The sequence below is a fragment of the Pseudomonas sp. Pmew2 genome (assembly GCF_058129885.1).
Map to the genome: position 1 here is coordinate 1763754 of NZ_CM176702.1, position 22497 is coordinate 1786250.

At 60.1% G+C, this 22497-nt stretch carries 21 protein-coding genes and 1 pseudogene; 8 read left to right on the forward strand and 14 right to left on the reverse strand.

What is annotated here, in order from left to right; all coding sequences use genetic code 11:
- Positions 1-370: 370 nt before the first annotated feature.
- Positions 371-844: a YchJ family protein gene (locus AC4ANK_RS08125; RefSeq protein ID WP_004664098.1), complete on the reverse strand. Its 474-nt coding sequence runs from the start codon at positions 842-844 to the stop codon at positions 371-373.
- A gap of 3 nt (positions 845-847) precedes the next feature.
- The gene (locus AC4ANK_RS08130; protein WP_002554819.1) at positions 848-1345 is read right to left on the reverse strand and encodes a DUF6231 family protein; all 498 of its coding nucleotides are present in this window, start codon (positions 1343-1345) and stop codon (positions 848-850) included.
- Positions 1346-1562: 217 nt separating this feature from the next.
- Between AC4ANK_RS08130 and AC4ANK_RS08135 the strand changes: the two genes are divergently transcribed.
- Positions 1563-1838, forward strand: coding sequence for a DUF1145 domain-containing protein (locus tag AC4ANK_RS08135; RefSeq protein ID WP_002554818.1), 276 nt, complete (start codon positions 1563-1565; stop codon positions 1836-1838).
- Positions 1831-2589: a hypothetical protein gene (locus tag AC4ANK_RS08140; protein ID WP_002554817.1), complete on the forward strand. Its 759-nt coding sequence runs from the start codon at positions 1831-1833 to the stop codon at positions 2587-2589. Before AC4ANK_RS08135 ends, AC4ANK_RS08140 begins: the two co-directional genes overlap by 8 nt.
- 82 nt (positions 2590-2671) lie before the next feature.
- Here the strand turns inward: AC4ANK_RS08140 and AC4ANK_RS08145 are convergent, their stop codons facing one another.
- The 3 genes from AC4ANK_RS08145 to AC4ANK_RS08155 all read right to left on the reverse strand — a co-directional run bounded on the left by AC4ANK_RS08145 (position 2672) and on the right by AC4ANK_RS08155 (position 5331).
- A complete protein-coding gene (locus tag AC4ANK_RS08145; protein WP_005732255.1) occupies positions 2672-3703 on the reverse strand; it encodes a purine-nucleoside phosphorylase in 1032 nt (343 codons plus the stop codon).
- A 26-nt stretch (positions 3704-3729) separates the two neighbouring features.
- Complete coding sequence (locus tag AC4ANK_RS08150; RefSeq protein ID WP_369812041.1) at positions 3730-4638, reverse strand: nucleoside-specific channel-forming protein Tsx; 909 nt, start codon at positions 4636-4638, stop codon at positions 3730-3732.
- A 228-nt stretch (positions 4639-4866) separates the two neighbouring features.
- On the reverse strand, positions 4867-5331 hold the full coding sequence (locus AC4ANK_RS08155; protein ID WP_002554814.1) for a CopD family protein: 465 nt from the start codon (positions 5329-5331) through the stop codon (positions 4867-4869).
- A gap of 107 nt (positions 5332-5438) precedes the next feature.
- On the opposite strand from AC4ANK_RS08155, the gene dinG reads away from it, so the two are divergent.
- The 5 genes from dinG to AC4ANK_RS08180 all read left to right on the forward strand — a co-directional run bounded on the left by dinG (position 5439) and on the right by AC4ANK_RS08180 (position 11683).
- Entirely contained in the window at positions 5439-7583 is a 2145-nt protein-coding gene (gene dinG, locus AC4ANK_RS08160; protein ID WP_002554813.1) for an ATP-dependent DNA helicase DinG, read from the forward strand.
- A 111-nt stretch (positions 7584-7694) separates the two neighbouring features.
- A complete protein-coding gene (locus AC4ANK_RS08165) occupies positions 7695-8843 on the forward strand; it encodes an EstA family serine hydrolase (protein WP_031595829.1) in 1149 nt (382 codons plus the stop codon).
- A gap of 153 nt (positions 8844-8996) precedes the next feature.
- A complete protein-coding gene (locus AC4ANK_RS08170) occupies positions 8997-10127 on the forward strand; it encodes an OmpA family protein (protein WP_002554811.1) in 1131 nt (376 codons plus the stop codon).
- Between the two features lie 296 nt (positions 10128-10423).
- The gene (gene pdxH, locus AC4ANK_RS08175) at positions 10424-11071 is read left to right on the forward strand and encodes a pyridoxamine 5'-phosphate oxidase (protein ID WP_031595827.1); all 648 of its coding nucleotides are present in this window, start codon (positions 10424-10426) and stop codon (positions 11069-11071) included.
- 147 nt (positions 11072-11218) lie between these two features.
- Complete coding sequence (locus AC4ANK_RS08180) at positions 11219-11683, forward strand: outer membrane lipoprotein (protein ID WP_002554810.1); 465 nt, start codon at positions 11219-11221, stop codon at positions 11681-11683.
- Positions 11684-11868: 185 nt separating this feature from the next.
- On the opposite strand, the gene AC4ANK_RS08185 is transcribed toward AC4ANK_RS08180, so the two are convergent.
- The 8 genes and pseudogenes from AC4ANK_RS08185 to AC4ANK_RS08220 form a co-directional block, all read right to left on the reverse strand.
- On the reverse strand, positions 11869-13482 hold the full coding sequence (locus AC4ANK_RS08185) for an NAD(P)/FAD-dependent oxidoreductase (RefSeq protein ID WP_002554809.1): 1614 nt from the start codon (positions 13480-13482) through the stop codon (positions 11869-11871).
- A 96-nt stretch (positions 13483-13578) separates the two neighbouring features.
- Positions 13579-14259: a COG3650 family protein gene (locus tag AC4ANK_RS08190; RefSeq protein WP_002554808.1), complete on the reverse strand. Its 681-nt coding sequence runs from the start codon at positions 14257-14259 to the stop codon at positions 13579-13581.
- A gap of 184 nt (positions 14260-14443) precedes the next feature.
- A complete protein-coding gene (locus AC4ANK_RS08195; RefSeq protein WP_460383191.1) occupies positions 14444-15145 on the reverse strand; it encodes an ABC transporter ATP-binding protein in 702 nt (233 codons plus the stop codon).
- Complete coding sequence (livG, locus tag AC4ANK_RS08200; RefSeq protein ID WP_002554806.1) at positions 15146-15913, reverse strand: high-affinity branched-chain amino acid ABC transporter ATP-binding protein LivG; 768 nt, start codon at positions 15911-15913, stop codon at positions 15146-15148.
- Positions 15910-17175 carry a high-affinity branched-chain amino acid ABC transporter permease LivM gene (locus AC4ANK_RS08205; RefSeq protein ID WP_002554805.1) on the reverse strand — a complete coding sequence of 422 codons (1266 nt, stop codon included), beginning with the start codon at positions 17173-17175 and terminating at the stop codon, positions 15910-15912. The genes livG and AC4ANK_RS08205 overlap by 4 nt, the downstream gene beginning before the upstream one ends.
- Positions 17172-18095, reverse strand: a complete 924-nt coding sequence (gene livH, locus AC4ANK_RS08210) for a high-affinity branched-chain amino acid ABC transporter permease LivH (protein ID WP_002554804.1) — start codon at positions 18093-18095, stop codon at positions 17172-17174. The genes AC4ANK_RS08205 and livH overlap by 4 nt, the downstream gene beginning before the upstream one ends.
- 227 nt (positions 18096-18322) lie before the next feature.
- Entirely contained in the window at positions 18323-19447 is a 1125-nt protein-coding gene (locus AC4ANK_RS08215) for a branched-chain amino acid ABC transporter substrate-binding protein (protein WP_002554803.1), read from the reverse strand.
- Positions 19448-19523: 76 nt separating this feature from the next.
- Positions 19524-19745, reverse strand: a pseudogene (locus tag AC4ANK_RS08220) (hypothetical protein); the annotation flags it as partial.
- A gap of 29 nt (positions 19746-19774) precedes the next feature.
- Between AC4ANK_RS08220 and AC4ANK_RS08225 the strand changes: the two are divergent.
- Positions 19775-20080 (forward strand): DUF2288 domain-containing protein, encoded by a 306-nt coding sequence (locus AC4ANK_RS08225; RefSeq protein WP_002554802.1) that lies wholly within the window; start codon positions 19775-19777, stop codon positions 20078-20080.
- Positions 20081-20194: 114 nt separating this feature from the next.
- Here AC4ANK_RS08225 and AC4ANK_RS08230 read toward each other — a convergent pair whose 3' ends face one another.
- Complete coding sequence (locus AC4ANK_RS08230; protein ID WP_031595824.1) at positions 20195-22486, reverse strand: putative bifunctional diguanylate cyclase/phosphodiesterase; 2292 nt, start codon at positions 22484-22486, stop codon at positions 20195-20197.
- Positions 22487-22497 lie beyond the last annotated feature (11 nt).

A 22497-nucleotide genomic window follows, 5' to 3' on the forward strand; every position in this document is an offset into this window, starting at 1 on the left:
CCGGGGGATGCGAGGCAGGACGCCGAGCAAGCCGCACCGGGCCAAGGATGGCCCGGTGCGGCGACCCCCGGATCAGTGTCAGGGCGAAGGAACCCGACGAAGTCGGGCCGGAAACAGGAGCGAGGGGATTTGCCTACTTTGGCCCCATCAAAGTAGGTCGCCGAGGGGCGAAAAGGTGACTCAAGTCGAGCCTGAATCTCACTGAATCGCAGAACTGTGTGACGCAGAGCGTCACGAAAGGCATTACCACGCGGAGCGTGGGAACGATATTCACCATCGTGCGACGTTCTGAACGCTCTTGATGGTGCGGCGCAGGGCTCACGCACGACACTCCCACGCTGGAGCGTGCGGAACGATCATCTCGACTATCTCAAACCACGTAAGGCGAGCAGCATTTCTTGAATTTCTGTTCGCTGCCGCACGGACAGGCGTCATTGCGGCCGGCCTTGAGCGGGACGGTGGAATCGATAAAGTACCAGCGGCCCTGATTCTGCACGAACGACGAGCGTTCCTTGTGACTGTGTTCACCGTTACCGTCGTGCCAGCGGGCAGTGAAGGTCACAAAAGCATGCTCGGGCTTGCCGCCAAATACCTCCGAACTTTCTACCTCCAGCCCCAGCCAGGTGCTCTGCGCGCTCCACTGGGCAATGGCCTCACGGTTCAACCCGCTTTGCTGAACAGGCAGCGTCGTCTGGACCAGATAATCAGTCAGCCCCAGCACGTAGGCGCTGTACCGCGAGCGCATCAGCTTTTCCGCGCAAGGCGCAGGCTGACCTGCGTGATAGCGACCGCAGCAGGCCAGCAACAGATCGCCGCTGCCGCACGGGCAAATAGCACTACTCATAGGTCACCACCAATACTTTCCAAAATTCTCCGGGTTGGCCCAATACTTCGCGTTCAGCCAGTCGGGCACCTGTTTGTATTCGCGCAGGTCGTAGGTGAACAGGTTGAGGACCTGCTCGTCGCGGGTGAAGCGTTCGCTGGATTGCAGGGCCAGCGAGAAAAAGTCGGTCTCCTGCCAGCCGCAGGCCTGCAAGTCGGCCAGCACCGCAATGCGGCTGGCGTTAAGGTTGCGGATACCGCCCAGCAGCTCCAGACCGGTGCGCTTGGGGATGTGCTCCAGGCAATCGACCACCAGCGCCAGGTCGAAACGTTGCGCCGCCAGATTTGCGGGCAGGGGGCCGGGTTCGGCCAGCGCCACCTCGGTCTGCGGGTGTGCTTCCTGAAAGGCTTGCAACGCAGGGAACGCCTGAGCGCCGATCAACAGCAGACGCTGGGGTGCGTAACGGTCGAGCAGGGCAGCCAGCGCTTGCTGCGGCGTGCGGGTGGAGTAGCCGACGGTCATCGAAAGTCCTCTGGTTGACTGACAAGACTAGCCTGCCGGACCCGCTCTGAACAGCCGTCAGTATCAGGCGAACGCCCACAGACTGACGACAACGATCTATGCTTGATCTTTTTCAATACACTGCTGGCATATTCGGCGTACAGCACGTCTACTGTGCGGCGACGAAAAGCGCGCGCAGACTGCGCTTTCGTAACGGATCATGACAAGGGGGCAGGCGATGAAGGTGTTTTGGGGGCTGGGAAAAATCTTGATGCTGGGCTTCTGGCTGGTAGTCCTGGCCAATGCGGTCATTGAAGCGCCCAGCCCGTTTGGCGTGATGATCGACATGGCGGGTGCCGTACTGTTTTTGACTCACTTGCTCGAACTGATCCTGTTCAACGGCAGCCTGCGCGGTCGCAGGCATCCCTGGCGCGACCGGGGCAAAATCATTCTGTTCGGCATCTTTCACGTTCAATCCATCGGCCGTTCGACTACAGGGCACTCTCATGCGTAAGCTCGTTCTGTTGGCAGCACTGTTCAGCCCTCTGGCCATGGCTCAGGCGATTATCGTTGCGCCACACTCGCTCATGCGTCTGCCTGGCAACAGCAGCGTTCTGCAGGTCGAGCGCCTTGAAGTGGCCGACTACGGCACCCTGCTGATACCGGCCGGTATCGATGACGTGAAGATCGGCGAACTGGTGCTAGGGCACGAAGCGCGGATTGCCATCGTCCCCGGTGTACAGGCGTTCAACCTCGTCGTGGTGCATGGTGAATTCGGCACCGGCAGCCAGATCACTGCGCGAGGCGCTCCGGGTACCTTCGAGAAGCCGGCACTGCCGGGGCGCAACCTGACCCTGCGTCTACAGAGCCTGAATGCCGAACAACTGTCGATCGATGCACGCGGCGGCGCGGGCAGCCCAGGCTACGCCGGGCTCGATGGCGGCACGGGCGAAGAGCCGGGCTGTACCTGGGGCCAGGCTGGGCGTGGTTACAACGGCGATAGTGGCGGCAACGGCCACGACGGCGCAGCAGGTGCGCAGGTTCGTCTCGAGCTGCCACAAAGCTTTCCGGCCGAGCGTATCAAGGTGAATGTTGCGGGTGGCGCGGCAGGCAAGGGCGGTGAAGGCGGCAAGGCAGGCAAGGGCGGCGCTTCGAAGGGCTGCATCGTCTACCGCGCGGATGGCGGCAAGCCTGGCAGACCGGGCGAACCTGGCCTGCCAGGCGTTGCAGGGCCAGCAGGCAGTTTGATTCTGCAGCGCCTGTAACCTTCACCAGCTGTCGTCCTTCTAGAGACTGCCCGGGATCAGGCGCAAGGCCATGATCCGGGCAGTCATTATGGCAGCGCGCTTACTGCGGCACGCCTTTTTCCCAGTTCTTCCAGTCACCGACAATGGCCTGCACCAGCGGGTTACCAGTACGGTACAGGTTTTCCAGTGCTGGTACGAAGGCGCCCTGATCGGCGTACTTGAGCAGGTTGTCCACCTCGCTGTAACCCGGATACGGACGGTCGAAATCGGAACCTGCGCGCACCACGGCCAGTCGATTGACGTCTACCTTGCCTGCCTTGCTGGCGCGTAACAGGGCTTCGTACGTCGAGTTGTCCTCCTGCTGGGTGGTGCAATACACGCCTTTGCCGTCGGTCAGCAGCTTGGTCCAGACTTCCGCCCGCTCACTCAGACGCGTTCCGGAAAACCACGTGTTGCCCGCCAGCGTATCGCACTGCGTCACCTGCGGCGGCTGATTGGCCGGGGCGTAAGGGTATTTGACACGCCAGGCGGCAGATTCCTTGCTCTCGCTGAGCGTCACTTTTTGCGACAGGGCGAAGGCCTTGGCCTGAAGTTTGGGGTTCAGCTCGAAGACTTCAGTCTTGTAGTCCAGCGGCGGCTTTTCGTTCGGACCTTTGGTGTTGATACCCAGGTAACCGGTCGGCCAGTCCTTGGGCACGTCGCGCGAATCGATTTCCCACTGCGTGCCGAACTCCACCAGATAATGCGCCCACGCAGTGGTGCCGAGCGTGCCGTGGTGCGGGTTGATGCCGGCAATGCCAGCAACGATGAAGTAGGTCTTGCGCAGATCGAATTGCGGCGACAGGGCCAGGGCCAGAGTCGATGCTGCGGCATTGGTCTGACCCATGCCGGTGACCATCAGGCAGACGTCCTGAGCGTTGCAGCGGATGGCAGGATACTCGGCGGCAAGGCCGGGCACCTGGATCTCCTTGGTCAGATGCAGCCGGTCGATCCAGTTCTGCGCTTCGGGCGCAAACATGGCGACCAGCATGACCTTGGGCGTGACTGGCGTAACCGGCGCGGTGGCTGCCCAGAGGGCAGGGCTAAGCAGGGCCAGTGTGGCGCCAAGTGTGTTGCGGGTGATGTGTTTCATGAAAACTCCTGTCGTCATAATCAGTTTCAGAACTGGTAACCCACGCCTGCGTAATATCCCCAGCCGTCGGAGCGCGCACGGAAGTTGCCTTCGCCGAAGTTCAGCTCGCTGCCGTCCTGCCAGTTGCCGCCGTTGTGGAAGTAACGACCCACCAGGGTGAAGCGCAGGTGCGTGAAGGCGTAAAGCAGCACGTTGGTGGCTACTGTGGAGTTGCCAGTGCGTGCCGGATCGTTCTTGAGGTCCGAACCGAAATCGAAGTTGGTGAAGCCGATGTACGTCAGCGAAGCGCCGTTGTCGAATTTGCTGATCGGTACGATGTATTTGAGCTGGGCGCGATAGCCATCCCAAGAATATTCGTTGCTGGCACCGTAGTTCTCCCACTGGTAGCGGCCATAGAAGTTGGCCGACAGATTGACCCGCGAGTGGGTGTCGATGTCAGTGCCCAGGCCGCTGTACAGGGTGTTGGCACGGTTGGCCGAGTTGCTGCCGTGGTCGTAGATCCAGTCAAAGGCGACGTACCATTCCTTGAACGGCCCGACGGCCAGACTGCGCCCGGCGAGGTAGTCGATGGAGATACGTGGCTCATGCTCCATGAACAATGGCGAGCCATGGTCCCAGACGCCTTTGTCATTATCATTGCCGATGCCGAGAATCTTCGGTACGTCGACATAGCCATAGAGCTCAAACGGCCCCTTGCGGCCGAAGTACTCATACTCCAGATAAATGTCATCGTTGGGCTTGGGGCCGAAGCTGATGTCCTTGCTGCCGATCAGCGTCAGGTCCTGGTTGAACCAGTCTGAAAAGTACGCGCCTTTGCCTTCCTTGGGCGAGGCGGGCGGGCTGAGTGCTTCGCCTTGAGCCGAGTCTTCGGCGGCGGGCTGTGCCAGGACGCTGGTGCATGGCAGCGCCGCAGCGGCGGCGAACAACAGAGGCATGAGGAATCTTGAGGGCGTTGCGGATCGAGTGAATGGCGGCTGTGGCATTGAAGCTCCTTTTCGTGGGCGCGTACTGCTGATCGCAAACGTTTGCACAGCCCATGCCAAAGTGTTTCAAGATGTTGAATGGCTTGGATATCGGGCACAGAAGATGACCGATCGGGCAGGAAACTGCCCGCAAGCTGTGCGCGGTGTCACCGCCAGTGCCCCGCGATGTTCCGTTTTGCCTCAAAGGCCCGGACGGGCGGCTGCCAATATCACCACTGCCAGGCCGATAATCAGGTTGATTCCGACCAGCCGGCGAATGTGACCGAGTGCTGCTGCGCCTTCGGCCCATTGTTCGGCGTCCACGGCGCGACGCAACTCCGGCAACTGCAATGAATGGATACGCAGGAACAGCGCAACCATCACCACGTACAGGCCCATCATGATCTGCACATAGCGCGGCGCAGTTCCAAAGCCGGTGAAGTTCAGCTGGATCATGCCGATGCCGGTAATCGGCAGCAGCACCACGGCTGCCCAGACCCAGACGAAGAAGCGTGGAAACACCTGGACCCACACTTTCAAGCGAGAAGGGCCTTCAAGTGCTGCAATGACTGCTGGACGCAAGACCATCCAGGCGAAAAACATCCCGCCAACCCACACTAGGGCAACCAGCAGATGCAGCGTATAAACAGTAGAAAAAGCGGTCATCGGACACTCCGTTCTGCGCGGATGGATTTAGCGCGCTATGATAGCGCCCACTCAGAACTACTGAAAATTTATCCAGCCTTTTTAGCCGTGCCCCCGAACCGAAGCCAATGATCAGTACCGAACTCAAAACCCAGATCCAGGGCGCTTACTCGCGTTTCCTCGAAGCCAAGAGCCTCAAGCCACGCTATGGCCAGCGATTGATGATCGCTGAAGTTGCCAAGGTGCTGGGGGACATTGACACCGATGAAGAGGGCCGTCGTTCGGGCGATCCTGCGGTAGTGGCCGTCGAGGCCGGGACGGGCACCGGCAAGACCGTGGCGTATGCCATCGCGTCGATCCCCACCGCCAAGGCGGCAGGCAAGCGGCTGGTAATCGCCACCGCGACCGTCGCCTTGCAGGAGCAGATCGTCTACAAGGACCTGCCGGACCTGATGCGCAACAGCGGTCTGAATTTTACCTTCGCGCTTGCCAAGGGCCGCGGCCGTTACATGTGCCTGTCGAAACTCGACGCGTTGCTGCAGGAGAGCGACGCGACCAACGCGACTGCGCAGCTTTTCGAGGAAGAAGGCTTCAAGATCGAGGTCGATGAAGCCAGTCAGAAGCTGTTCACCAGCATGCTGCAGAAGCTGGCGGGCAATAAGTGGGACGGTGATCGCGACAGCTGGCCTCAGGAACTCGCCGATCAGGACTGGGCGCGGCTGACCACCGATCACAGCCAGTGCACCAACCGGCATTGCCCGAACTTTCAGCAGTGCGCTTTCTATAAGGCGCGCGAAGGCATGGGTAAGGTTGACGTGATTGTCACCAACCATGACATGGTGCTGGCTGACCTCGCGCTGGGCGGCGGCGCCGTGCTGCCAGACCCGCGTGACACGCTGTACGTGTTCGACGAAGGCCATCACCTGCCCGACAAGGCCATCGGCCACTTCGCTCATTACACCCGACTGAAATCCACCGCTGACTGGCTTGAACAGACAGCCAAGAACCTCGCCAAGCTGCTGGCCCAACACCCACTGCCCGGCGATCTGGGCAAGCTGATCGAGCAGGTGCCGGAACTGGCCCGCGAGATCAAGGGGCATCAGCAGTTCATGTTCGGTGCCTGCGAGCAACTGGCAGATTTCCGCGCCGGCGAAGACATGCAGGGTCGCGAGCGGCCCCGTCACCGCTTTGTCGGCGGCGTGATCCCCGAGCACATCCGCGAGATGGGCATCGAGCTCAAGAAGGGCTTTGCGCGCCTGGACGACCTGTTCACGCGCCTGACCGAGCTGCTCAAGGAAGGCATGGATGGCGAAGTCAACATCGGTATCGCCAGCCATCAGGCTGAAGAGTGGTACCCGCTGTTCGGCAGCCTGCTGGCCCGCGCCCACGGTAACTGGGAACTGTGGACCGCCTTTACCGCCGAAGACCCGGAAGACAGCCCGCCCATGGCGCGCTGGCTGACCCTGGCCGACAGCGGTGCAATGTTCGATATCGAGGTCAATGCCAGCCCGATCCTGGCGGCGGAAATGCTGCGTCGCAACCTGTGGAACATTGCCTACGGGGCGCTGGTGACTTCAGCGACCCTGACCGCGCTGGGCAAGTTTGATCGTTACCGCATGCGTGCCGGCCTGCCCAAAGGGGCGGTGACCGCCGTGGTGCCAAGCCCGTTCCATCACGCCGATGCCGGTGTGCTGCGCGTGCCGGACCTCAAGGCCGACCCGCGTGACTCGGTGGCCCATACCGCAGCGATCATTCGTGACCTGCCCGGGCTGGTGGAAGGTTCGCGAGGCACGCTGGTGCTGTATTCGTCGCGCAAGCAGATGCAGGACGTTTTCGACGGCCTGGACCGTGACTGGCGCAAGCAGGTGTTCATCCAGGGCAACCTGTCCAAACAGGAAACCCTCAACAAGCACAAGGCCCGCGTCGACAGCGGCGAGTCCAGCGTACTGTTCGGACTGGCCAGCTTCGCCGAGGGTGTGGACTTGCCCGGTGCGTACTGCGAGCACGTGGTCATCGCCAAGATTCCGTTCGCGGTGCCGGATGACCCGGTCGAGGCCGCTCTGGCCGAGTGGATCGAAGCGCGTGGTGGCAACCCGTTCATGGAGATCGCCGTGCCGGATGCCTCTTTGCGTCTGGTACAGGCCTGTGGCCGCTTGCTGCGTACCGAAGAGGACCGCGGCACTATCACGTTGCTGGACCGACGTGTCGTCACCCAGCGTTACGGCAAGGCGATTCTCAACGCATTGCCGCCGTTTCGCCGCGAGATTTCCTGAATAACAGCTGTCGGTTGACTCGGGTCTGTTCCCAAAGCGCCCGATCGCTGGAACAATATGCGCCCATTCGGCCTGTCATCAGGCCCAGTACCGTCAGTCAGGAGTCAGCCGTTGCAGATCCAGGGTCATTACGAACTTCAATTCGAAGCAGTACGTGAAGCCTTTGCGGCGCTCTTTGACGACCCTCAGGAGCGCGGCGCTGCCTTGTGCATTCAGGTCGGCGGCCAGACCGTCATCGATCTGTGGGCGGGCACGGCCGACAAGGACGGTGCCGAGGCGTGGCACACCGACACCATTCTCAACCTGTTCTCCTGCACCAAGACCTTTACCAGCGTGGCGGTATTGCAGCTGGTTGAAGAAGGCAAGTTGAAGCTGGACGAACCCGTCGCCAGGCTCTGGCCCGAATTCGCCGCGGCGGGCAAGGCATCGATCACTTTGCGTCAGCTGCTCTGCCATCAGGCCGGTTTGCCTGCGCTGCGCGAGCAATTGCCTGCCGAAGCGCTTTACCAGTGGGACACCATGACGGCGGCGCTGGCGGCCGAAGAACCTTGGTGGACGCCGGGGCAGGGTCACGGTTACGCGGCAATCACCTATGGCTGGCTGGTAGGCGAGGTGCTGCGTCGTGCCGATAGTCGAGGCCCGGGGGAATCCATTGCCGCGCGTATTTCTCGCCCGCTGGGGCTGGATTTTCATGTGGGCCTGGCGGATGACCAGTTTCATCGTGTCGCCCATATCGCGCGCGGCAAAGGCAATGCCGGTGACGACGCTGCCCAGCGCGTGTTGCAGGCGACGATGCGTGAGCCCGCCTCCATCACTGCCAAGGCGTTCACCAACCCGCCGTCGATCATGACCAGCACCAATAAACCCGAATGGCGCCGCATGCAGCAGCCAGCGGCCAACGGCCACGGCAATGCGCGCAGTCTTGCCGGTTTCTATAACGGTTTGCTGGATGGCAGCCTGCTTGAAGCAGACATGCTCAACGAGCTGACCCGTGAGCACAGCCTCGGTCAGGACAGGACTCTGCTGACCTCGACCCGTCTGGGCCTAGGCTGCATGCTTGACCAACCGACCGTTGCCAACGCGACCTATGGTCTTGGCCCCAAGGCGTTTGGCCATCCCGGGGCAGGCGGTTCGGTCGGGTTCGCCGATCCTGATTACGAGGTCGCTTTTGGCTTCGTTACCAACACCCTGGGGCCGTACATTCTGATGGACCCGCGTGCGCAGAAAATGGTCGGGATCCTGCGTGATTGTTTGCAGTAAGTATCGGCCATAAGTGCTTGTTTCATACCGACTGTCAGTTAAATGGCTGTAACAGGAACCGTACGACGGTTTCTTTTTCCAACTGCATCTTTATGCATGTTATACCGGCGTAGTCACGTCCTTCTGTCTGATCAAAACCGTTGCGGGTTATCCATGTCGTCTAATAAAAGCCTCGTTCTCGCCCTGTGCATCGCTGTGACCGGCTGTGCTCAAACCCCTCAATCCGACTCTGCTGCAACCGGAGGCCATTGGTGGCAGTTCGGTTCAGGCAGCGAGTCTGCTGATGCAGGCGCTGCTGCAAAGGCTCCGGCACCGAGCCCGGCACCTGCTCCGGTCGCCAAGGCCGCTGCGGCACCAGCAGCACCTGCCGCTGGCGCTGAAAACAGCGCGCCTTGGTACTGGCCGTTCGGCTCGAAAGATAACGCGCAGGCCAAACCTGATGCCGTGGCCGACAAGCCTGCCGACAAGCCAGCTGCGCCTGCGCTGGTAGCCAAGTCGGAAACCGATAGCAAGTGGTGGTGGCCGTTCGGTAGCGAGGGCAAGAAGGACGAGCCTAAAGCGCTGCCGATGCCTGATCCGAAAGTGACCCAGGCCTGGCTGGACGAGTACGAGCCGCGTCTGCGCGCTGCAATCAAGGACAGCCCGTTCCAGCTGGAGCGTCGCGAAGACCTGCTGGCAATCACTGCACCGGTCGACAGCTCGTTCAACCCTGACCGTCCTGCGATGCTGCTGCCCAACACGCTGGGCCCGATCACGCGACTGGCCAAGGTGGTCGAAGGCGATCAGAAAACTGCCGTGCTGATTCTCGGTCATGCCGACACATCGGGGCCTACCGAAGCCAACCAGAAGATCAGCCAGGAACGCGCGCAGTCTGTTGCCGCGATTTTCCGTCTCAGTGGCCTGGAGCGTAATCGTCTGAGCCAGCGTGGGATGGGTGCCGTGATGCCACGTGCCGCCAACGACAGCCTGCAAGGCCGTGCACTCAACCGTCGTGTTGAAATCCTCATGACGCCGCAGGACACCATGCGCGCGCTGATGGCCCGTTATGCGTTGCCGCCGGTTGCTCCAGTCATGGTTGCCACCCAGGACGTCAAGCCAGTAGCGCCAGCACCTGCTGCCGCGCCTGCCAAGAAAGCCGCCGTGGCGAAGAAAGACACGGCCAAGGCCAGCACTGCCAAAAAGGCCGCGCCTGCCAAGACCACCGCAGCAGCTAAAAAACCGGCAGCGACCAAGGCCCCGGCCAAGGCGCCCGCCAAGAAAGATGACAGCCAGGCCAGTAACTGAGGCCTGGTTACCTCACGACTTTCGTCTCCACGCTCCGCGCTTTGCGTTGTGCACAAGTCCTGAATAGCCTGAAAAACAAGGCTTTCAGGCTTCTGCCCGGAGGGCGTGGGAGCGAACTTGTTCGCGAAAAGGCCGGTACAGTCTCCGAAACGTATCGTCTGAATCACCGTCTTCGCGAACAAGTTCGCTCCCACGGCCTTCGGCCAGAATCAAAAACGAATGTGTGATAACGGCGAGCGCCGAGCCTCGTAACGAGAGTTAGCTAACGTTCATGATATCTGCGCAGGAATGAAACCATGACTCAGACCCTGGCCGACATGCGCCGTGATTACACCCGCGACGGGTTGACCGAAGCGCAATCACCGGACGAGCCCTTCGCGCTCTTCCATACCTGGTTTGCCGACGCTGTAAAGACCGAACAACCACCTGTCGAGGCCAATGCCATGACCCTGGCAACGGTTGATGAGCAAGGACGTCCGCATTGCCGTGTCTTGCTGCTCAAGGGGCTGGACACGCAGGGTTTCACGTTCTTCACTAACTACGAAAGCGCCAAGGGCCAGCAACTGGCTGCACGTCCATTCGCGGCCATGACGTTCTTCTGGCCAACGCTGGAGCGTCAGGTGCGTATCGAAGGCCCGGTCGAGAAAGTCAGCGCGCAGGAGTCCGATGCTTATTACCAGGTGCGTCCTCTGGGCAGCCGTTTGGGGGCTTGGGCCTCACCCCAAAGTCGCGTGATCGCAGATCGTGAAGAGCTGGAAGGTCTGATCAGACAGACGGAACAACGCTTCGCAGACACCCAGCCACACTGCCCCGAGCACTGGGGGGGCTATCGCCTTTTGCCTGAGCGAATCGAGTTTTGGCAGGGTCGCTCCAGTCGACTTCACGACCGTTTGAACTATCGTTCGGTAGACGGCAGGTGGACGCGCGAGCGCCTTGCGCCCTGATTGAATTATTCGTCCGGGCCATCGTCTGAGCGTTATGCAGGTGGGCCGCTGTATGCCGCCTGAATGAACTTAAATTGCAGGATCGGGGCCGTGACAGCACCTTTGTCAGGTAGTCTAATGGCCACTGATTCCTCTGGAGATTCCCTTATGCGCAAGTCCGCTCTTCTGGTTGCTTCGTTCACTGCCATGGCATTGATGCTGGGCGGCTGTGCCTCAAACCTGACCGGTGATTCCTATTCCCGCGATGAGGCCAGGACCGTACAGACCGTCCGTATGGGCACTATCGAATCCTTGCGTCCGGTTAAAATCGAAGGCACCAAGACTCCGATTGGCGGGGCTGCGGGTGCGGTCGTCGGCGGCGTAGGTGGCAGCGCTATCGGTGGCGGTCGCGGCAGCATCGTGGCTGCGGTAATCGGCGCGGTGGCCGGTGGTCTGCTGGGTTCAGCGACCGAAGAAGGCCTGACCCGTACGCAGGGTGTTGAAATCACCGTGCGTGAAGATGACGGCAGCATGCGTGCCTATGTGCAGCAGGTTCAGGAAAACGAGATTTTCCGTGTCGGCGAGCGCGTACGCATCATGAGTATCAACGGCACGAGCCGCGTCACTCACTGATTTGCAGCACCGCACAGCAAAACCCCGAGCCGCAATGCTCGGGGTTTTTTATTGCCAGGCGTGAATATCGTGCCAATGCTCACGAAGACGATGTATCGAACGCCCTATTTCTTGGGGGGGTCGCGGCCTCTTCGCGAGCAAGCTCGCTCCCACAAGACTTATGTATAACGATGGTCATTCTGAGGTCAGCCCTCAATCCCCAGCATGTCCCGCACCAATGCTTCGGCAACCCGAATGCCGTCTACGCCAGCCGAGAGAATCCCGCCCGCATAGCCAGCGCCTTCACCGGCCGGGTAAAGGCCTTTGGTGTTCAGGCTTTGCAGGGTCGGTCCGCGGGTAATGCGCAGCGGGGCCGAGGTACGGGTTTCGATGCCGGTCAGCACCGCATCGTGCAGCGAGAAGCCTTTGATCTGCTTGTCGAACGCAGGCAATGCTTCACGAATGGCTTCAATGGCAAAGGCGGGCAGGGCGTCGGCCAGGTCCACCAGTTTCACGCCCGGCTTGTATGAGGGCTCAACGCTGCCCAGTGCTGTCGAGGCCCTGCCAGCGATAAAGTCGCCGACCAACTGCGCCGGCGCTTCATAACTGCTGCCGCCGAGCAGATACGCATGAGACTCCAGGCGTTCCTGCAACTCGATACCGGCCAGCGGGCTGCCGGGGAAATCCTGTTCCGGAGAAATACCGACCACAATGCCCGAGTTGGCATTACGCTCGTTGCGCGAATACTGGCTCATGCCATTGGTGACCACGCGCCCCGGCTCTGAAGTGGCGGCTACGACAGTGCCACCAGGGCACATGCAGAAACTGTAGACCGAGCGACCGTTGCTGGCGTGGTGCACCAGTTTGTAGTCAGCTGCGCCCAGCTTCGGGTGCCCGGCGTATTTGCCCAGCCGCGCGCGGTCGATCAGCGACTGCGGGTGCTCGATACGGAAACCCACCGAAAACGGCTTGGCTTCCATGAACACGCCACGGCCATGCAGCATGCGGAAGGTGTCGCGGGCACTGTGGCCCAGCGCCAGAATGACGTGCCGGGATTCGATCTGCTCGCCACTGTCGAGCTGGACGCCCAGCAATTGGCCGTCCTCGATCATCAGGTCGGTCACGCGCTGCTGAAAGCGCACTTCGCCGCCCAGCGCTTCTATCTGATGGCGCATGTTCTCGACCACGCCGGTCAGGCGGAACGTGCCGATATGCGGCTTGCTGACGTAGAGGATTTCTTCCGGCGCACCGGCTTTCACGAACTCGTGCAGCACCTTGCGGCCAATAAACTTCGGGTCCTTGATCTGGCTGTAAAGCTTGCCGTCAGAAAAGGTCCCGGCACCGCCTTCACCGAACTGCACGTTGGACTCGGGGTTGAGCACGTTTTTGCGCCACAGCGCCCAGGTATCCTTGGTGCGCTGGCGCACCTCGGTACCACGCTCAAGGATGATCGGCTTGAAGCCCATCTGCGCCAGCAGCAGCCCGGCAAAGATACCGCATGGGCCGAAACCCACGACGATCGGGCGCTCTGTAAGCCCCTCGGGAGCGTGACCGACCACTTTATAGCTGACATCAGGTGCAGGGCCGACGTGGCGGTCATCGCCCAGTTTGCGCAGCAGTGCCTGTTCATCACTGACCTGAAAGTCGATGGTGTAGATAAAGCACAGCTCGGATGACTTTTTGCGCGCGTCGTAACTGCGTTTGAAGAGGGTAAAGTCCAGCAGTTCGCTGCTGTCGATGCCCAGGCGCTGCAAGAGTGCAACGCGCAGGTCTTCTTCCGGGTGATCGATCGGCAGCTTGAGTTCGGTGATTCGTAACATTAAGGGGTCCAGTTTTCGGGCCGCAGGTTCAGCCCGACAGCACTACAAGACCGGCGATTATAAGCGCTGAACCCCTTTGGCGGCGAGCCTGCCTGATCACTCGTCGCGCGAACCGCCATAATAACCGCAGCCACGCTGGGCCTGGCCGTTGATACGCAGTTCGGCCGTCAGGTGTTGTACCGAGCCATTGACGCTGTCAACGCAGCGTTGTGGCGCCACCCAGATCTCGATGCGCTGGTTGTTGGCTTCGCTGCTGACGCTGAAGCTGCCGTCGGGCAGTTTCTCTTCCACGTAAGGCAAGGCAAGCGGTGCAAGACCTTCGCGCTCCAGCACCATGCCCTTGCCACTGACGTTGACGTTCCAGGCGGGTTTATTGCCATTGACGTGCAAGGTCAGACGTTTGAAATTGGCGTCTTCACAGGCCTGGCCGGGACGCTCGACGCGGTACAGCTGATGCAGGTCCAGCTGACCATCGCTGTTGGCCGCTTTGCTCGCAGCAAAGTTACCGCGCAGATCGGCGAATACCGTGCCCTTGCTGTCTGCCAGTGAAGCAGCTTCCTGCAAGATGCCGGTATTGCCGCGATCCTTGACCACATAGCGCCGCTGCTCGTTGCACGGTTTGAACAGCAACTGGCCATTGCTGCCCGTCAGGTCGCCCTGCATACGGAGCATGCCTGCAGTGGAAACCTTGGGTTCCTCGGTCTGTTTGCCGAGCAGTTGGCACCCGGCGAACAGTGGCAGAAGGGCAAATACGAGGACGGAACGGGCAGCAAACATGGTGTGGTCTCCAGACAAGTGTCGCCACGTTACTCAGACTGGAGGTGCATCACAAGGGGGAACGGCCAGACCTGCGCCGCAGTGTGACGCGGGGAGCATCACGAAAGGCATTACCACGCAGAGCGTGGTAATGAGAATCATCGTGGCCCATCCTGGTTCTGAACGTTAATGCGCTTCGCAGCGCTTACCCGCCCAGATACGCATCTCGCACTTTCGGATCGACCAGCAGTTCTTCACCGGTGCCTTGCATCACCACACGACCGTTTTCCAGTACATAAGCGCGGTCGGCGACTTTCAGCGCCTGATTGGCGTTCTGTTCGACCAGAAACACCGTCACACCATCGCGACGCAACTGTTCAACGATCTCGAAAATCTGCTGGATGATGATCGGAGCCAAGCCCAGCGAAGGCTCGTCGAGCAACAGCAGCTTGGGCTTGCTCATCAACGCACGACCGATGGCCAGCATCTGCTGTTCGCCACCGGACATGGTGCCGCCGCGTTGATTGAAGCGTTCCTTGAGGCGCGGAAAGAGCTGCAGGACCTTGTCCATCTGCTCCTGATAACCAGCCTTTTCCGTGAAGAAACCGCCCATCGCCAGGTTCTCTTCAACGGTCAGACGCGCAAACACGCGACGGCCTTCCGGTACTACGGCGATACTCTTGCGCATGATGATCGACGACTCCAGGCCGACCAGCTCTTCGCCCATGTAGCGAATACTGCCGCTGTGCGCGCGTGGTGAGCCGCACAGGGTCATCAGCAGCGTGGACTTGCCTGCGCCGTTGGCGCCGATCAGGGTGACGATTTCGCCCTGACGCACTTCCACGTTGACGCTGTGCAGCGCCTGGATCTTGCCGTAGAAAGTGGAAACGTTTTCGAACTGCAGCATTTACGCTTCCCCCAGATAGGCTTTGATCACATCAGGATTGTCACGAATCTGTTCCGGCGTTCCGTCTGCCAGAGGCGTGCCCTGATTGATCACCACAATGTGGTCGGAAATGCTCATCACCAGTTTCATGTCGTGCTCGATCAACAGGACCGTAGCGTTGTGCTCGCTGCGCAACACGCCGATCAGGGCTTTCAGGTCGTCGGTTTCTCTGGGGTTCAGCCCGGCTGCCGGTTCGTCGAGCATCAGAATGCGCGGGCGCGTCATCATGCAGCGGGCGATTTCCAGACGGCGTTGCTGACCGTAGGCCAGTGTACCGGCAGGGCGGTTAGCGAATTCCTTGAGGTTGACGGCTTCCAGCCAGTGCTCGGCGTAATCCATGGCTTCGCGTTCGCTGCGACGGAACGCCGGGGTTTTGAACAAACCGGCCAGGAAGTTGGTATTCAAATGCCGATGCTGGGCAACCAGCAGGTTCTCTACAGCGGTCATTTCCTTGAACAGGCGCACGTTCTGGAACGTACGCACCACGCCCTTGCGAGCAATCTGGTGACCGGCCAGGCCTTGGATGGGCTCGCCGTCCAGCAGAATAGTGCCTGCGCTTGGCCGGTAGAAACCGGTCAGGCAATTGAAAACGGTGGTCTTGCCCGCGCCGTTGGGGCCGATCATCGACACGACCTGCCCTTGATTGACGGTCAGGGCAACGCCATTGACCGCCAACAGGCCGCCAAAACGCATGCTCAAGCCGGTGGCTTGCAGTAATGGGCGGCTCATTTCGGCAGCTCCGTTTTCAATTTCATTTCAGGCCGTTGCATGGGCAGGAAGCCTTGAGGACGCCAGATCATCATCAGCACCATCAGCGCGCCAAACATCAACATGCGGTAGTCGCTGAACTCGCGCATCAGCTCAGGCAGCAGAATCATCACGATGGCGGCCAGGATCACGCCAAGCTGCGAGCCCATACCACCGAGCACGACGATGGCGAGGATGATTGCCGATTCGATGAAGGTGAACGATTCCGGGGTGATCAGACCCTGACGTGCGGCAAAGAAGCTGCCTGCGAAACCGGCGAACGCAGCGCCAAGGGTGAACGCCGAGAGCTTGATCACGGTCGGATTCAGCCCCAGCGCACGACAGGCGATCTCGTCTTCACGCAGCGCCTCCCAGGCCCGGCCGATCGGCATGCGCAGCAGGCGGTTGATGACGAACAGTGCCGCCAGCGCCAGCAGCAGGGCGATCAGGTAAAGGAAGACGACCTTGTTGATCGAGTTGTAAGGCAGGCCGAAGAACTCGTGGAAGGTCTGCATGCCCTCGGCGGCCTTGCGCTCGAACGTCAGGCCGAAGAAGGTCGGCTTGTCGATGTTGCTGATGCCGTTCGGGCCACCGGTCAGCTCGGTGAGGTTGCGCAGGAAGATGCGGATGATCTCGCCGAACCCCAGCGTCACGATGGCCAGATAGTCACCGCGCAGGCGTAGCACCGGGAACCCCAGCAAGAACCCGAACAGCGCCGCCATCAGGCCCGCAATCGGCAGGCAGATCCAGAAGCCGAGCCCATAGTAGTGGGACAGCAAGGCGTAGCTGTAGGCACCGACTGCATAGAAACCGACATAGCCCAGGTCCAGCAGACCGGCCAGACCGACCACGATGTTCAGGCCCAGGCCGAGCATGACGTAGATCAGGATCAGCGTGGCGATGTCCACCGCACCGCGCGACCCGAAGAATGGCCAGATGAACGCGAGCACGATCAATGCGGCCAGGCCCCAGCGTTGGGTTTTCGGCTGAGTCAGGAAATCGCTGGTCTTCTGCGAGATCAACGGCTTTTCGGTACCGCGGCGCATGCTGCCGATCTGTTCTGCGAACAGTACGCGCAAGAACAGCATGACCGAACAGAAGGCAATGATGGTCAGGGTCAGCGGGCTGGCGTTCTGCACTTGAAGGGTGACGCCGGAAAAGGCCAGTTTCAGGCCGAACACCGGGTAGGCCACGGCCCAGACCAGTGCGGCGCTGAACAGCGCCTGTTTGAAAGACTTGCTCATACTTTCTCAACCTCCGGACGACCCAGGATGCCGGTCGGTCGGAACAGCAGCACCAGAACCAGCAGGCCGAAGGCCACGACGTCCTTGTACTGATCACCAAAAATGTCGGCACCGAAGGCTTCGGCGACGCCCAGTACCAGGCCACCGAGCACAGCGCCCGGGATCGAACCGATACCGCCCAGTACGGCAGCAGTGAAGGCTTTCAGGCCGACCAGAAAGCCGGCGCTCGGGTTGATCACGCCGTACTGCATGCTCAGCAGCATCGCCGCGACGGCAGCCAGTGCAGCACCGACCACGAAGGTCAGGGCAATGATGTTGTTGGTGTTGATCCCCAGCAGGTTGGCCATTTTCATGTCCTCGGCACAGGCGCGGCAGGCGCGGCCCATGCGTGAGCGGGAGATGAACAGGGTCAGGCCGGTCATCGCCAGCAGGGTGACGACAAAGACCACGATCTGCATGTAGGAGATCAGCACTTCCTGAGCGCCACCGGGCCCGAACGACAGGCTGCCGGGCAGCAGGTTGGGGATGGCGAAGTTGCCGGAGCCCTGAGAAAGCTGAACCGAGTTCTGCAGGAAGATCGACATGCCGATTGCAGAAATCAGTGGAATCAGACGGTTGCTGTTGCGCAACGGACGGTAGGCCACACGCTCGATGCTGTATCCGTAGGCACTGGTTACGACGATGGCTGCGGCGAAACCGGCAATCATCAGCAACGGCAGGCTGTGAATACCCAGCATCGCCAGACCGGCGAGCGCCATGAAAGCTACATAGGAACCGATCATGTACACCTCGCCATGGGCGAAGTTGATCATTCCGATGATGCCGTACACCATCGTGTAGCCGATGGCGATCAATGCATACGTACTGCCAATGGTCAGGCCATTGACCAGCTGCTGCATGTAGTGGAATAACTCGGGCATTTACCGCGCTCCTAAAAACCTGATCTGCATTTCTCTGACCTGCGCCGGGGTGGCATTCTGTCGATGCGTAGCCTGTCGCGCTGTCAGGGAACCGCTGTTGACGGTTTTAAGATTTTCAGGGGGCCTCGTGCATGCAGTTCGGGTCGCCGAAATGTGCGTACGGGCCTGGATTCGTAAAACAAAGCCCACTGCGCTGGCAGTGGGCTTTGAGGGTTAACGCAAGCAGCTTATTTGGCGGCTTCGGTCTTCGGTTTGCCGAAGTGCCACTCGTAAACCACGAACTGGAAGTTCTTCAGATCGCCTTTGTCGTCGTAGCTCAGCTCGCCCATCGGGGTCTTGAAGGTGCCAGCATGGATGGCAGCAGCCACCTTGGCGGTGTCTTCGGACTTGGCGGCGGCGATGCCATCAGCAATGACCTGAACGGCGGAGTAGGACGGGTAGACGAACGGGCCGCTCGGGTCTTCTTTCTTGGCCTTGAAGGCTTCGGTCAGAGCCTGGTTGGCCGGGTCCTGGTCGAAGGATTTTGGCAGGGTGACCAGCAGGCCTTCCGAAGCATCGCCGGCGATCTGCGAGATGGACTCGTTGCCCACGCCTTCAGGTCCCATGAACTTCGCGTTCAGGCCCTTTTCCTTGGACTGGCGCAGGATCTGACCCAGCTCCGGGTGGTAGCCGCCGTAGTAGACGAAGTCGACGTTGGCTTGCTTGAGCTTGGCGATCAGCGACGAGAAGTCCTTGTCACCTGCGTTGATACCTTCGAACAGAGCAACCTTGACGCCTTTTTTCTCCAGCGTCTGCTTGACTGCTGTCGCGATACCTTCGCCGTACTGCTGCTTGTCGTGAATCACAGCAACGATTTTCGGCTTGGCGACGTCGGCAATGTAGTTGCCTGCGGCCGGGCCCTGGGCGCTGTCGAGACCGATGGTGCGGAATACCAGTTTGTAGCCGCGTGCGGTGATTTCCGGGCTGGTGGCCGCCGGGGTCACCATGATGATACCTTCGTCTTCGTAAACGTCGGACGCTGGCTGGGCGGAGCTGGAGCACAGGTGACCGACCACGTATTTCACGCCATCGTTGACCACCTTGTTGGCGACCGCAACGGCCTGTTTCGGATCGCAGGCGTCATCGTATTCGACGGCTTCAAGCTTTTTGCCATCCACGCCGCCTTTGGCGTTGATCTGCTCGATGGCCATTTTGGCACCGTTGAACTGCATGGTGCCGTATTCGGCAACCGGGCCGGTCTTGGGGCCGGCGATGCCGATCTTGATGGTGTCAGCTGCGAACGAATGGCTGGCAACCCCCGCCATAACCAGTGCGGCAAACAGCCTTGAAAGCTTATTGGTACCCTTAGTCATGATGCTCCACTCTTGCGTTGTAGTTTTTATAATCCTGATGGCCAAGGCTCCAGGACCGGATTCGATCACCGGTTCTCCCACGCCGCCAACTGTACCGGAACAGTTTAGAGTGCCGCTCGTTGGCTTGGAAAGCCGGGCGTTTGGGGACAAACCGATGCGTGTCGCTTAATCGAAAGAAAGTTACAGAATCAAACCGCCTGAGGCCCTGAAATCGCTTCAGATCCATAAGGTTATCTGCACTTTCCCGCGATAAATCACCTGCTTCTGGGCTTGCCGATGGGAAAGTCGGCGCTATCATTGCGCCGATTTTCTTTCTGGTGAAAACCCATGACGCAAGAACCTAGCACCCTCTATGCCAAACTGCTTGGCGAAACCGCATCAATCACCTGGACTGAATTGCAACCATTCTTTGCCAAGGGTGCCCTGTTGTGGGTCGAGCTGCCCCTGGATTTGATCGAAGTTGCCGAGGCCGTGGCCGAAAATGATGCAGTGAGGGTGTCTGCATGGCTGGCTGAAGGACAGGTCGGAAAGGTCTCGGAAAGCAAGGCGCTTGAGCTGGTGGAGACCGATCCTTCGCTCTGGGCTGTAGTGGTGGCACCTTGGGTTCTGATTCAAAACAGAGCGCAGGATTGATTTGCGCACCATTTAGGTGTCTGACGATTTGCTGGAGTGAGTTGGAAGGTAACTGTCCCAGCGTCGACGTAGCGTAAAACCACACCTGCCCACCAGTGACTACAAAGCGTAGCGTCAGGTACGGACGGGCCTGTGACTGGCAAATTCGTCATTGTCGGTCAGGTCGGCAAACACATCGGCAGGTTCTGAAACGTCGATGTCCGGGCCGTGCATGTGCGGTGGTGGCAGGGCAGACCAACGGGTAGTCGGTTCGCGCTCGTTCATCTGTCTGGCAAGGGGCAGGATTCGCTCCAGTGGCTGAGGCTTGCTGAACAGATAGCCTTGTACGTAATCACTGCCGAATCGGCTGAGAAACTCAAGTTGAGCCGGGGTTTCCACGCCTTCCGTGACGACTTTCAGGTGCAGGGTATGAGCCATGACGAGAATCGCCTGGACGATTTCCATATCCTGTGGGGATTGGGGAATATCAATGATGAATGATCGATCGATCTTCAGCGTGTCCAGTGGCAGCCGCTTGAGATAGGCAAGTGATGAGTAGCCGGTGCCGAAGTCGTCAATCGACAGGGAGACCCCCAGGCTGCGAATGTGCTTGAGCATCAGAATGGTATTGCTGATATTGCCCATCAACGCATTTTCGGTCACCTCCAGTTCCAGTCGGCCAGGTGCAACGTCGGCGTCGGCCAGTGCCTGCTCGACCTCTTCGACCAGTTCGTCGCGGCCCAGCGTGAGTGCCGAGCAGTTGACCGTGATGATCAGCTGTTCCAGCCCTTCCTGACGCAGTGTGCGCAGGTCGTGACAGGCGCGGCGCAGCACCCAGTTATCCAGCTCGGCGATCAGACCGTTGGCCTCGGCAATGCCGATGAAGCGCCCGGGAGCCAGCAAACCGTGTTGCGGGTGATTCCAGCGCACCAGTGCCTCCAGCTTGGCAACGTGGCCAGTATGCATGTCGACGATAGGCTGATAGTAGACCTGCAGGCCGGTCTCTTCGCGCAGGGCATTGCGCAGTTCCTCCTCCAGATGCAGCTCCAGGCTGGCCCTGGTCTTGAGCGCGGGGCTGAAGAAATTGACCCTGTTGCGCCCGTTGTCCTTGGACTGGTAAAGCGCGAGGTCTGCGTGTTTGAGCAGTTCATCACAGGTTGAACCGTCACGCGGGAACACGGCGATACCGATACTGGTCGTCATGACCATGCGCCTTCCTGCCAGCGCGATGGTTTCCTTCATTTTTTGCATGACCCGATAGGCCAGGTGTCGTGCCTCCTCGTAGTCCGGAATGCTCAGCAGTATGCAGAATTCATCGCCCCCGAAACGGGAGACCACGTCTTGCACACGGGTGGCGCTGCGGATGCGTTCGGCAATCACCTTGAGCAGTTCGTCACCGGCGTCATGGCCCAGGCTGTCGTTGATGCGCTTGAAGTGGTCGATGTCCAGAAACATCACTACAAGCATGCCGTTGTTGTAGGTGTGCTCCTGCAGCTTTTCGGCAAATATCTGATTGAAGCCCCGGCGGTTGATCAGGTTGGTCAACGGGTCGTAATGGGCCACCTGCTGAAGCGAGACGCGGGCCTGATCCAGCTGGCTGAGCAGCGCGTTGACGCGTTGCAGGTCATGCTCCTTGCCTTGCAGTTTCTTGTCGGCCATTGCCGCGCTGATGCTGCCGGCGATGATAAGCAGGGTGATGGCGGCAATGGTAAGCCCAAGCTGCTGGCTGTTTTCGGTGCCGGGGATGTGCAGCGTGGCGCCTTCGGGCATGACCAGTCGCAATGCCCTCATGCCCATCAGGTGCATGGTCAGCAAACCCGCACCCAGCAGAAGACTCACCCCGTAGCGGAACATCTGATGAAACATGCCGTTGTACTGACGCAGATGCCGGGACAGTGTCAGCAGAGCAATGCTGGAAAGGACGGCAACCACGATCGACAGCGCGAACATCCGCGGTTCGTAGTACTGCGTGGCAGCGGAGCGCATCGCCGACATACCCAGATAGTGCATGACACTGATGCCGGTCCCCATGACCAGCGAACTGATCAGACAGCGCCTGAGCGTCAGCTCAGGGATGGTCAGGGCTCTCATGGCCACCAGTGCAGTGATCAGCACGATCAGCAGGGAAGCCAGCGTGACGGTCAGGTCGTAAGAGATTTTCAGTGGGGCCTGAAACGCCAGCATGCTGATGAAATGCATTGCCCACACGCCGCCCGCCAGGCATAACGCGCCCAGTGCTTTCCACAGGCGACGGCTCTTGATGGCGTCGACCTGAATGACACGGTCGGCAATATCCAGCGTGGCGAAGGATGCGGCGCAAGCCACACCGTAAGCCAGCGCTACCAGAAACAGGTTATGACTGCAGTCGATCAATAATTGCCCGTCCGCTGGGAGGCCAGCGAATACGTTCAAACCCAGCCACTCCATAGCGCGCCCTA